The organism is Ferroplasma sp. Type II (assembly GCF_000496155.1).
The window spans coordinates 1,435-13,697 of record NZ_KI542724.1 but is presented as its reverse complement, the minus strand read 5'-3'; the positions used below and the strand labels follow the sequence as shown (position 1 = coordinate 13,697).

Sequence of the window (12,263 nt, the reverse complement as noted above, 5' to 3'; positions counted from 1 at the left end):
TGATAGAATCCTACATATTATTGTATTTTGATTTAAATCAGCTTTTCATTTTTTTTATTCCCTTTGGAATTATAGCCATAATATTATCCTTTAAAATAAGATTTCCGGAGGAAAATAATAAAACACAAAAGAAAATAAATGTTTTTAAAAATAATGGATTTAAGTTATCGGTTTTCAATAACATTTCATATGATTTGCCCTTTGCATTAATTTTAACGTTTGGAGGAATATTTGCAAGAACAGAATTTAATGCTCAGTATTCATTTGTTGAGCTCCTCCTTTCTGGATTTTTCGGTTTATCGTTCTTATCTAGATTTTTTTTATCATACAGACCGGCAAAGAAATTGTACATAACAACAATGGCCTCAGTTAGTATAACAATTGTGGGCCTTATAATGGTTTATTTTTCGGATAGTTTAATTACTTACTTTATCATCATTAGCTTTCTGGGAATACCTCATGGTTTGACTTTTCCCACATCATTAACAGCATTGTCAAGATCATTTAAGGAAGACGAAATATCTGTGGCAAATACATATTTCTTTGCATTAATGATGTTTCTGGCGGTTCTTGTTCCATCCCTATCAGGAGTGATGGTTTATTCAGTGGGGTTAAGAAATACGTTTCTTTTGTTTGCCATTCCTGTCATAATATTGTTTATTTTCATATTATATCAATATAAAAAAATGCCAGAGGTGAATAATTAATACTGATTTCTGAGCCATACAACTTTTACATGGGATAGTGAGCTATAATTTCCTTTAATCATATGACATTCCGTGGAGAAGTTATCTTCTGACACATGCTTCTTATTTTTTTAATTCTACGTTCATCTGTCAGCTAAACTTGAATTTTTGGGATTTTAATCGACTGGAGACACTGTGGATTGATAATGTTCATCCCGATGTTATATCCAATATGCGGAGAAAATAGTATACTTATGAGGATTTCAAGAAAACCCAGTTTGTGAAAATATCAACATCGATTTAGCTCTGAGAAATCGTTAATATGGATAATATTAAGTTATCTAAACAAGAATTACACACGAATTTCATGTGTTTTTAGAAGTTCTCTCTTGATTGTTAATTGTAAATTATAGATAGACGGATCTCAAAAATTCAGTTATAGTTATGTTAGGAAAAAACTCATTTCAGGATGTTAAATATTGTATTGAAAAGTATTAATATGAATAATAGTATTTATAGTTATATGGTGAAAAACCTTATTAAAATTCCACCTTCATTATGCGTCAAATGCCGTGGGGCAAAGATGCTCTGTGGGCTTTCCTACTGTCCAGTTTCAATAGCCGACCGTGTAAAGAAAGTATATACTTTTACAGGAAATTCTATTACTGGTTCATCACCACCATCCCTTTTCGTAGGGAGGTATGGATACCCCAAAATAAATATTTATCCTTCAACGCCTCCATTCACCGGTAACACCTCTTATATGGAAGATGAGTCAAAATGGCTTTCACAGGATCTGAATGACTTTCTCTCTAACAGGCTGTCCCTGCTAAGAGGCGGAATAAAGGTTGAGGCTACACAGGCCTCAAATCCAGACTATCGCCTTCAGGAAATTCAAATAAGTTCACTGTCTTCAAGTCCAGTAGATATTGAAATGACTGTTGAAAAATCATTTAAAAATAATGTGATGTTGGATGAGAATATCACACCAATGGGACCATCATCGCCACTTAAAAGCATAAAATTCGGTAATTACCATATAGACAACAGGATTGAAAAAATATACTATGACCGGGATCTAAAAGCAGGTAATGGAATAATTAAACTGTATGAAAAGGGTATGGGAATAAATGGCATTTCAAAGGCACTGAGTTCAGGTTCGCTGGGCACGGGAAAGAAGAGGAGGATAGTTCCAACCAGATGGTCTATTACAGCTGCAGACAAATCCATATCTGACAATCTGGTGGAAGAAATAAAGGACTATAATGAGATAGATGAATTTCAGGTATATATAAGGGAAACCAAGGGTAATCTTTTCATAGGGATACTGGCTCCTGGACAGTGGATGTTTGAGTGGGGAGAGTCATGGTTTCCAGGAAGCACGTGGAACAGTTTTGGTGATTCTGTTGAGGTGGAGCTGGATTATGAGGGCTATTACGGAAGAAAGACATATCCTGACATAGGTGGATGCTATTATTCTTCAAGGCTTGCAGTTGCGGAGAAATACAGAGAGATGAAAAGAACAGGGTCAGCGATGCTCTGGAGGGAAATATATCCGGGATTTAATATTCCAGTGGGTGTGTGGTATGTAAGGGAAAATGTAAGAGAACTATTCCGAGGGAAACCTGAAATATTTAACAATATACAGGAAGCCGTAAAGTATGTATCGAAATTCACAAAGGTTGATATTAGGGCATGGAAGGCAAAATCCAACAATATGAAATACCTGGTATCAAACCTGGATAACTATTGATTGAAATGATAGGAAATTTAAGAATTTTTGAAATAAACGCAAGGCATGCTCTGGGTAAATCAGGAATGGCAGAGCTTGACTATGCTTTTAATCCGTATCTTGGATGCCTGCATGGATGCCGCTACTGCTATGCAATAGATATGTCACCCTCTGAGGCTTCCAGCAACTGGGGAAGGACAGTTTTTGTCAGGAAAAATATAATTACACTGCTTGAGAGGGAAGCACGTACTTATAAAAGGGGAATAGTCGGAATGTCAACAATAACAGACCCATATCAATCTGTTGAAATGAAATTCAGGATTATGCCTAGGGCCATAGAGATACTCAGCAAAAACGGATTTTATGTTACAATTCAGACAAAATCCCCCTTAATATTAAAAGACATTGAAATCCTTGAAAAATACAGAAATAATTTAGATGTGGGGCTGACTGTAACAACCATTGACAGAAAGGTTGCATCACTGCTGGAGCCATATGCTCCAGATCCTGCCAAAAGGTTAAACGCCCTGAAAAAACTTACCCAGAGAAAAATAAAAACATGGCTGTATCTGGGGCCCATTGTGAGAGGACTCAACGATAATATTGAGGATATAAAAAAAATAGTGGAATTCTGCGCTGCAAACAAAATTCGTATAATATATGATTCATACCAGGATTTCAAAGGCACCTTACCATACATGGCAGAAACTGGCTATATGAAGTCAGATCCTGAGTGGTGGGAGAGACTGAATTTGTCCATAGAAAAAACATGTGGCGAGTATGGTGTTTCATGCACACTGGAGAAGTATGAATGGAAGTATGAAACCAGTAAAAGATACAGAACATTATTTTAAATCCTTAACATCGCAAATTTTAGGGAACAGAATTCTATAATGACATGGCTCTTCCACATTTTCAGGCATTCTGTAACACAAATGTTTATTAATTTCTAATCCCTATAGGGATTATGGAAGACTGGGTAACGAAAATAGTTGAGGAGGAAAGAAAGAAGCGAAATATTCCACTGGAGGCAAAACTGCTCAACGGGAACTATTACCTCTATCATTCAACATCAAGATATGACCGCACAGGAAAGAAACCAGTCAAGGTTTCTGAATATATTGGAAGGATCACAAGGACTGGAATATCTGAGAAGGCAAAGGAGATCAGGTCAATCTATGAATACGGCAATTCTGCACTTGTGTATTCCCTTTCTGGTGACATAATTGCAAGGCTGCAGAAATATTTCCCTGACAGGTGGCCCGAATTGTATGCCCTTTCCGTGGTGAGGCTCATGGATCCAGTTCCCCTGAAATCTGTAAAGGACCGGTGGGAGAAACTCTATGTTTCAAGGGAGATCAGGGCTCACCTGTCACCCAACACGCTCACTGATGTTCTTGGTGATATTGGATCAGACATGGGGGCACAGATGGATCTTTTCCAGTCACTGATAACAGAATCAAAGAAGCTTGCATTCGATCTGTCAAGCATATTTTCCAGATCAGAGAACCTGAATATTGCTGCCAAGGGCCACAATGCGGATCACATATACCTGCCACAGATAAATATGGCACTGGCATTCGATCTTGATCAATACCGGCCTGTCTTCCTCAAGCCTGTAGAGGGATCGGTGAGGGATGTGAAATCTCTCAGGAAGGTGCTTGAGGAGATCGATTTCGATGGAATACTTGTCCTTGATACAGGATTCTCCTCCCAGGACCTGGCGGAGATCATGCGGATGGAGATGAAGTTCGCAATGCCCCTCCGCAGGAACCAGGAGATAATAGATTATGGCATGGACCTGAACTCCAGCTTCATTTACAGGGACAGGGGCATCAGGTCAGGATTCATGAACAGGGACGGGCTGAGGATATACATGTTCCAGGACCAGATGCTCATGGCGGAGGAATCAACAACATTCATAAAGATGATTGGGGAGAAGAAGAGGAAGCAGAGTGAATTTAATGCTGAATCCATAAGGTTCGGAAAGATATCCATACTCTCCAATGTAAGGGATGATCCTGAGGTGATATACAATCTCTACAAGCAGCGTGAAGAGGTAGAACAGGCATTTGATGCAATGAAGAACGAGCTGGAGAATGACAAATCATACCTGAGTGACAACGATTCACTCAGGGGTTATTTCTTCATATCTTTCCTTTCCCTTTACCTGTATTACAGCATATTTGTCCTGATCAGGGCTGCTGATCTCACCAGTAAATTGTCAGTAAAGGACGTGCTCCTGAAATTCTCAAAGGTATACAAGATAGTCAGGGAAAACAAGGAAATACTGAGCGAAATACCTTCAGGCGTTGGAAAGATAGATGATAGGCTTGGAACCAGTATATTCCCTAAAAAATTGCGGAGTTAAGGTTTAAATGCGAAATCCATGCCTGACCATTTCGATGGAAAAAATTTCTGTTATGCGTTATATTGTATGTTAATATCTTTTCCCCTTTGATCCTCCATGTATTTTTGTACACTTTCCAGTGTTACAGACCCAACGATAGATATGAATTTGGAATGTGTCCACATTGCGGGAAGCTTGCGCTTTAATGCAGGAAACTCATTTCTCAGGACAGATGAACTGTAGCCCTTAATCTGGTTAATAACATGATACACACCAAGCCGGTGATTTATGTCTATCAGGAGATACATATGATCTGGCATAACTTCCATTTCAAGTATTTTGTACTGATATTCATCCTGCTTCTCAGGGTTAGCTCTCTTAGTCTCACATCACTGCCACCCTTCAGGACATTTCTTCTGTATTTAGGGCAGAATGTCACATAAACATATTTTTATTAATTGCGTACTGTGATTAATTTATCTGGTTAACCATTTTGACTGTTTCCAGAATGTTAAAAGCCCGTATATATTCACGAAGAAAAGGATTCCCAAACCGATCGCCCCATATGTGAGAGTCCTTATCCTGTTCTTAGGTATTCTTATCATTATAGCTCCAACAAATATAGTATCGCCTATGGCCCCGAGAACATACATCAATCCATTGATTACTGACTCCAGAAAGTTATGTGGGTGATAATGAAAGAAATGGTGCATTACAAAATTGTCTATAGATGATGTGCTAAGATAATCTATATGCCCCATAATCCTCAGGAGGAACATACCCCTAAACAATAACAGTATAAATCCTATTATGGGTATCAGATATATGTACAGTATTTCAAAGGTATAGAATTTTCCGCCATTTTTGGTCGTGCCATCACTTATATTTTTAAAAAAGAAATACCAGCCCCTTCTGGACCACCTTATCTGCTGGTTCATGAACTTCTTTAAGCCATGTTGGGGTTCAGTTTCTACCGTTATATCATAGTCCTTTATCATTTTGTATTTATTTTTTATAAGATAGCTTGTCAACTGCATGTCATCCCCAAGAACAACCTTCTTTCCCAGTATTTTTTTGTTCAGGAATTCATCTGATGTCATGAATGGCTTGACAACATCTGTCTTGTACAGGGCGCATCTGCCATCCAACACATATAAATTTCCGTGTCTTGACATGGATTTGGATATCATTTCTGTAAGTCTTTCAATAAATTCAGAGGCATATGAAATGTATGTGCCATCGTTTTTTATGTGTATATTTACACCTACTCCGGCAATTCCCGGTGCAAAGTATGTGAGCATGCTTTTCAGAGTGTTCGCAGGTATTATCGTATCGCTGTCAACAAACATTACATATTTTGTGGACACATGCTTTATTCCCTGTACCAGTGCATTCTTTTTACCACCGTTTTTGCTCAGGTATATGAATTTACCACCATTCTCTTCTGTGATAGTTTTATATGGCTCAAGGCTGGAATCTCCCACAACAATAAAATCTGCTCCCTGCAACTTAAGTGAGACTATGGCCTTTCTAAAAACCTCCGGATCTTCATTATATACAGGCATTATAATTGTGGTTTCCGATGGATCAACGTTTGAGACTGTGTCTCCCCTTATGTAATATGTAGAATAATATGCATTGAGAATATAATAGACAAAGGATATTATAGAAACTGCCAACAAAGCCAGATATATAATCAGGAAGTCTTTCACACATACAAATGCTTTACCTATAAATAAATATTTTTATAGTCTACGGTGACATCCTCCCCAAGCTAACCAGTAGATCAAAAATCACCTCCAGAGTGCCCATTTGACCGAACAAGATCGGTAACAAAGGGATTGGCTCCAATCAGTTTTGATGCGATGAATACCCTCATGTTATCAGCTATTGTCTTCACTCTGGATACAAGATTCAACAGGACCCACATGTTGTACAGGAGAATTGCAAGATAGAAATACAGCAGCCTTATGTCATGTTTTTTCGATGTTGTTCTTGCAAGGAACTTTCTAATCATGCGATATCCCGTTTCAATTCCCCATCTTTTTCTATACAATTTAAGCAGCTTCTTCGGTGAAATATCCATGTTTGTTGCGAATACATACAGCATCGTGCCTCTCTTGCTATGCCCATATATGGAGACGATACGAAATGAAGCCTGATCCTTCTTTCTCTTATGATGTGAAGAAGTTCTGTATTCCATGTCTATTTCTTTTCCCTTGCATTCTTTGCCAAGCTTGGGTGCATGCATTACAAAATTCATGCCTGTGGAATTCAGGTAATTAATCAAGTCTATAGAATAGAATCCACCATCCATCAGGAGAGAACTGATCCTTATGCCATGTGATTCAATGATATCCAGAAGCATGGATACCATACTCAGGATTGTTCTCTCCCTGACAGGGATAACGACAATAACGAATCTGATTCCCTCCACAACTATTGAAGCAGTGGCATATTCATATGCATAATTGGTTCCGGCCTTATTCTTGGTGCCTATTATTCCCTCTGTTTCAATGTCACCATAATACATCTCGTCGTGCCAGTCTATGGCGACGATGAGAGGTTTGCTGAAGAGTCCTTTCTTTCTCATTGTGGCAATGAGATCTGCATTGATCTGCAACAGTCCTTCCGGATTCTTATTACAGAGATGATTCCTCACAGTCTGTCCGGATATACCCGTAAGTTGAGATGATCCCTCAACATAGCTGTTATTCATACAGGCCAGCAAAATCGTTTTAAGGGTAAGGTTCTCGCTCCTGGAATCTCCAAAGTTGAGAGATTCCTTTATGGGTTGCACAAAATTTATGTAACTTCCTGTAGTATGGGCTCTGTCTGGCATGTTTCTTTTCATCAAAGTTGGTAGACTCATGCCAGACAATTGTCAGCTGAAATATATTTTTGATCTACTGTAACGCATGGGGCTTCCCGCTTATATGTTAAATAACGAAATCATTTCAGTAAAGTATATGATAAAAAAATCATGTCTGACAAATATATTCTATTTATTCCTTACACCATAATATTTATTCCATATATATTTAAATAATAATATTGGCATATACTTTAATGGAAAATAAAGATAATAAAATAATGTTCATCGTTTCTTATATAATTCCATTAATAACAGGATTGATAGTTTACATTTTATATGGAAAGACTGACAGGAGACTTAAATTCCACAGTATACAGGCAATTTTACTTGGAATATGTTATATTATAGCAATCATAGTATTCGCAATTATTAATCTGTTTACCGTTGGAGATGCAGGAGGAATACTATCAATAATATTTGATTTAACACTCCTTTTAGTATGGCTTTATGGCATCTATATAGGCTACAGGGCTTCTAAGGGCATGGAGGCAAATATTCCTCTTTTATCAGATTATGCAACAACACTCTCTGGAAATAAATAAATATTTTATCTACAACAATAAAAAAATAATTTTAATTTTCTGATTATTTGTCTCTCTTTTTGATATATGATTTAAATGCCCTGATTTCAATTACAACATCGAGAAGCACTATGGCTAACAATACAATATCTATTAATGAAATTTCAAATCCATGTACTGTCGCAAGTGTATTGCCAAAAAAAGTACTCTGGGAAGCTTCATTATTAACCATTGAATTCATAGCCGAAATATATCCTGGTTTATTCTGAACTATATAAGAAGCATTAGTTTCATATGAAAATGCCTTTCCCTGGAAATTGTAAGATATATTTGTGTATGGAATTACATATATTCCCACACCGCTTAGTGACATATTATATGTAAAATTGGCGTAGTGTCCGGGTTGAATTGTTACATTTACCTCCTTATATTTCCCTGATATTAACGATGCGGCACCATATTTTACATAGTGATTAACAAACACAGATTGTGAAGCGTTAAATGCCTGTACAGATGATGTGTCATTGTTTTTTATGTGTACAGTGATTTGAACCATATGTCCAGACAGTCTATCAACCGATGTACTGTACAAAATGTCTGCTGGAAATACTGCATTAAATGATACGGAAACAACAGATGGTGAGAATCTTGTTTGTCCCACATTAGTAAAACTCGAATTTGTTGTATTCAGTGGTGTTTTTGATGCCAAAGAGGCATTATTTGAATATATATTAAATGTGTACCTTCCAATGTCAGCAACGCTACCGGTACCATTGTTATAACCTATCCCAAGCACTGAAAGAGTGGATGATTTGCTAAAGGATATCCCTGAATTGTAATTCATTAGAGTTGAAATATTGTATGTATGGGAATCACCTGATGAGTGGAAATAGTTACTGTACTTAAATATTCCAGCAGTAAAATCCATACTTGAAACGTTTAGCCCAGTGTTTCCCGTAAGAGATTTAACGATTGAACCGTTTATGTACCCTGAGGCCATAGCGTAAGAATTATAATTGTTTAATCCCTCATTCTTGCTAAATATTGCAGGTATGCTGCCCCCGTATCCCCTATTGAATGTAGACATAAAATCGGATTTCAGTTTGTATTCTGATGCAGAAGATGAATATAGATAAATAGTCACTAAGTGTCCGGAGAGCGTAATATTTTTAAGTGTGAGAACAGTATTAAATGTTGTTCCCATCTTCTGGCCAACAGAGGATGCCATGCTTTTAGCCTCGCTGCCATAACTGGTTCCATTGTATGCCAGTATTAAGGCATTCTGAGGAATAAATGATCCAAGTTTACCATAATTTATCCCATATTCCTTTTCTAAAAGTGATGTCATATTTGCAGTGATTGTAAAGCTACCGAATATTAACCCATTACCAGACCAGATTCCTGTGCCATTTCCGGACTCCATTGCAAATAGGTTGTATAGATTTCCCTGTGGAGTTATAAGACTCAATCCTGCCTGATTCGTTGAATTACCTAAGGAAGCATTTGAAACTGCCGCTTCATTATTCGTGTTTATATGGGCAGAACCATTTGATATGGAAAATGGGAACAGGGCATTTACTCCCATAACTGGTATTCCTCCATTTTCAGAAGCTTTCCCTGTAGATGCGTTTAAATTGGTCTGTGGAGTGATTCCCGGAGAAAAAACCATGGCTATGAATATAAAAGCAATAAATATTGATAATGCTGCCGCAACTGCTTTTTTGGAAACTTTCTTTCCTCCATGGAGAATTCTATGAGTAATTGAACCCACTAAAATCGCTGTAACAGCAAAGATTAAATAATTTTCAAAAGCGTGTAATGCTATATTCATTATTACTTTGCCAATGCTGGCAGTGCTTGTGCCTGATCCGAGGCTAGATGTTATGTATGGAACTATTACACGTAACACCGGCTCTGCAACTATAGTAGCAAGATTAGTGCCATAGGGGACAAAGGCAGTGGCAGCAACAAATGTTGCTAAAAGCCCCCGGACTGTACTGCTAATAGCCGATGTACCGGATATGTTAAAAATAGAAAGCCCAAGCATTGCAATGAGCGATACGCCCAGAGTTAGGGTGGTAAATGTCCACACAAGACTGGCTGAACCCCATGCACGGAGTCCTTTCCTTGCCGAAATTCCAACAAGCGCGCCGATAACAATCCACGTTTCCAGTATAATGGTATTCCTGATAGGTGATCCTGCTATAAGATAAACTATTCCTAAGATAAATGGAAAACGGTAGCCCAGATATGGACCGACCCAGTTTACAAGAGGATTGTAACTAACAGATAAAATAACATATGCTGCAAAGGTAACAGATATATAACCTACTATAAGAGCAGTTAATTTTCCCATGGGTAGATATCTAAAGATTTATATATAAATATTGCCATATGTTTTAACCTTTTACAGGTTTTTGACTATAATTTGATAATTAAATGAAAGAAATAATTATTGCGCAGATTATGGCCAGGACCATAGATATGATAATTTTGTTTTCACCTATTAATGGATATTTTACCGCGGATTTAAAAGACAATTCTCCTGAATAAAATTTCTCTATTAGGTCTCTATATTTATTGTATTTATTATTCAGTATGAATTTATTAGAATCTCTCATTACTGCTATTACAATTCCCAATATATTTGCATAATGAATTGGCTCGCTAATAATTGCATTATCTCCCTTACAAGTTACAGCTGTATCATTGATATTTTGTACCCTGTGTATAATGGGGGTGCTTGAGTTGTAATTCATCGATGAGTCGTATATTATTATATCACCAGTTTCAATATCATCATCTTCCATATTAGTTAAAGCCAGTACAATGTCCTCGTTCATTAGAGCAGGACTCATGCTTGAGCCATATACAATACTCGTTAGATATCCTGGATCTGATTCATGGGTAAATAAAAGGAGTACAAAATCTTTAAAAAAACTATAAAAAGCACCGAAGAGAAAAATTATAACCAGTATTTGAGAAACATTAATAATGGCAGCAAAAACTGAAAATAATAACATGACCATAATAAAAAAATTAGATCTAAGGACAGATCTTTGGCTAATTTTCTGTTGGGACTTATATGCAAAAACTCTAAATAATTGTAGAAGTGCCAATATAGTCAGGGTAGTTAAGTAAATAGTGAATAACTTAACTGTAATGCCCACTACACCTGTTATTGGGGATTCAGAAATTGCCATAATTACGACTGTAACAGACATATAAAAAGAACCTAATATATTGCTTTCTTGTTTTTCTGATTTTTCTTTTTTAAGATTAAAGCTTTTTTTATATAAATTTGATTTTTTCGGATAACTTTTAAATGTGAAAATAGAATAGAATAAAAGTGACATCTGTAATATAACATACAAAAGGGCTGTTATCGGGAGAATATACATAAATGTTAGCAATTTATTACCTCCATAAAGTTAACAGATGCGTTATAATACTTGTTTAACGAAAATGAAGGAAAGTATGTTTCAATACAGTCTGATAAATAGAATATTGACAAAGATAATGCCATTTTTGAATTAATTATTTTTTTCATATTATTGTTTTTGATTATATTTTCTTATTTTGTACTCACGATCCGAAAAGACGCCTATTCCCATTGCTACACAAAATGACCCAATGAAACCCACAACAAAATTCATATCTGGATTAGGTGGGCCAGCATATATATAAGCAATGTATCCACCAATAATTCCAACTATTGTTGGAATTATTATTATGTACCTCACTACTATTAACATTCTTGGACTCATAATATCACCTTCATAGTACGCCGAAAGCCGTTGCGTATCCTATGACTGGATATTCCTCCCAATAATAGCTCAAAAAAGAAATAAAGCAATGAAGATTCCAATGTATTCTTATTTTTTTTCCCAATTTGTTCTTTTTAGGAATAACGGTCTGTTGCATGGGGAAACCCACAAAAAATTTTTCCCTCTTAATATACATATTGAATGTAATATATAAAACTATATAAATATTTTTAGTTTAGGAATTTTTGTATTGCCGATGAAATTATATCCTTTATTGATGTTGCATCTTTCTATTCATTTATAACTTTTGACTTTTCAATAGAGAAATATGA

At 36.4% G+C, this 12,263-nt stretch carries 10 protein-coding genes and 1 pseudogene; 5 read left to right on the top strand and 6 right to left on the bottom strand.

The features are described 5' to 3' along the window. The 4 genes from AMDU4_RS07310 to AMDU4_RS07295 all read left to right on the top strand — a co-directional run. A partial coding sequence (locus tag AMDU4_RS07310; protein WP_290704537.1) for an MFS transporter occupies nucleotides 1-707 on the top strand: 707 nt, incomplete at its 5' end. A 502-nt stretch (nucleotides 708-1,209) separates the two neighbouring features. Further along, nucleotides 1,210-2,439: an Nre family DNA repair protein gene (locus AMDU4_RS07305; protein WP_021787343.1), complete on the top strand. Its 1,230-nt coding sequence runs from the start codon at nucleotides 1,210-1,212 to the stop codon at nucleotides 2,437-2,439. Nucleotides 2,440-2,444: 5 nt separating this feature from the next. Continuing rightward, complete coding sequence (locus AMDU4_RS07300; RefSeq protein ID WP_021787342.1) at nucleotides 2,445-3,272, top strand: radical SAM protein; 828 nt, start codon at nucleotides 2,445-2,447, stop codon at nucleotides 3,270-3,272. Between the two features lie 113 nt (nucleotides 3,273-3,385). Continuing rightward, the gene (locus AMDU4_RS07295; RefSeq protein WP_021787341.1) at nucleotides 3,386-4,789 is read left to right on the top strand and encodes a transposase; all 1,404 of its coding nucleotides are present in this window, start codon (nucleotides 3,386-3,388) and stop codon (nucleotides 4,787-4,789) included. A gap of 50 nt (nucleotides 4,790-4,839) precedes the next feature. Here the strand turns inward: AMDU4_RS07295 and tnpA are convergent. From tnpA to AMDU4_RS07280, 3 genes and pseudogenes are all read right to left on the bottom strand, one after another. Then, nucleotides 4,840-5,207, bottom strand: a pseudogene (gene tnpA / locus AMDU4_RS07290) (IS200/IS605 family transposase). A gap of 37 nt (nucleotides 5,208-5,244) precedes the next feature. Beyond that, a complete protein-coding gene (locus AMDU4_RS07285; RefSeq protein ID WP_021787339.1) occupies nucleotides 5,245-6,480 on the bottom strand; it encodes a glycosyltransferase family 2 protein in 1,236 nt (411 codons plus the stop codon). 74 nt (nucleotides 6,481-6,554) lie between these two features. Next, nucleotides 6,555-7,640: a transposase gene (locus AMDU4_RS07280; protein WP_021787338.1), complete on the bottom strand. Its 1,086-nt coding sequence runs from the start codon at nucleotides 7,638-7,640 to the stop codon at nucleotides 6,555-6,557. Between the two features lie 197 nt (nucleotides 7,641-7,837). On the opposite strand from AMDU4_RS07280, the gene AMDU4_RS07275 reads away from it, so the two are divergent. Beyond that, the gene (locus tag AMDU4_RS07275; RefSeq protein WP_021787337.1) at nucleotides 7,838-8,185 is read left to right on the top strand and encodes a DUF4870 domain-containing protein; all 348 of its coding nucleotides are present in this window, start codon (nucleotides 7,838-7,840) and stop codon (nucleotides 8,183-8,185) included. Nucleotides 8,186-8,228: 43 nt separating this feature from the next. Here AMDU4_RS07275 and AMDU4_RS07270 read toward each other — a convergent pair whose 3' ends face one another. The 3 genes from AMDU4_RS07270 to AMDU4_RS07260 form a co-directional block, all read right to left on the bottom strand. Next, nucleotides 8,229-10,520 (bottom strand): hypothetical protein, encoded by a 2,292-nt coding sequence (locus AMDU4_RS07270; RefSeq protein ID WP_021787336.1) that lies wholly within the window; start codon nucleotides 10,518-10,520, stop codon nucleotides 8,229-8,231. 79 nt (nucleotides 10,521-10,599) lie between these two features. After that, nucleotides 10,600-11,367 carry a S26 family signal peptidase gene (locus tag AMDU4_RS07265; protein ID WP_290704534.1) on the bottom strand — a complete coding sequence of 256 codons (768 nt, stop codon included), beginning with the start codon at nucleotides 11,365-11,367 and terminating at the stop codon, nucleotides 10,600-10,602. Between the two features lie 348 nt (nucleotides 11,368-11,715). After that, nucleotides 11,716-11,931, bottom strand: a complete 216-nt coding sequence (locus AMDU4_RS07260; RefSeq protein ID WP_021787333.1) for a hypothetical protein — start codon at nucleotides 11,929-11,931, stop codon at nucleotides 11,716-11,718. Nucleotides 11,932-12,263: the final 332 nt, after the last annotated feature.

Bases quoted from the DNA above. Each gene is read 5' to 3' on its own strand.
- AMDU4_RS07305 (WP_021787343.1), top strand. From the start codon at position 1,210: ATGGTGAAAAACCTTATTAAAATTCCACCTTCATTATGCGTCAAATGC.
- AMDU4_RS07300 (WP_021787342.1), top strand. From the start codon at position 2,445: ATGATAGGAAATTTAAGAATTTTTGAAATAAACGCAAGGCATGCTCTG.
- AMDU4_RS07295 (WP_021787341.1), top strand. From the start codon at position 3,386: ATGGAAGACTGGGTAACGAAAATAGTTGAGGAGGAAAGAAAGAAGCGA.
- AMDU4_RS07280 (WP_021787338.1), bottom strand. From the start codon at position 7,640: ATGAGTCTACCAACTTTGATGAAAAGAAACATGCCAGACAGAGCCCAT.
- AMDU4_RS07275 (WP_021787337.1), top strand. From the start codon at position 7,838: ATGGAAAATAAAGATAATAAAATAATGTTCATCGTTTCTTATATAATT.
- AMDU4_RS07270 (WP_021787336.1), bottom strand. From the start codon at position 10,520: ATGGGAAAATTAACTGCTCTTATAGTAGGTTATATATCTGTTACCTTT.
- AMDU4_RS07265 (WP_290704534.1), bottom strand. From the start codon at position 11,367: ATGGCAATTTCTGAATCCCCAATAACAGGTGTAGTGGGCATTACAGTT.
- AMDU4_RS07260 (WP_021787333.1), bottom strand. From the start codon at position 11,931: ATGAGTCCAAGAATGTTAATAGTAGTGAGGTACATAATAATAATTCCA.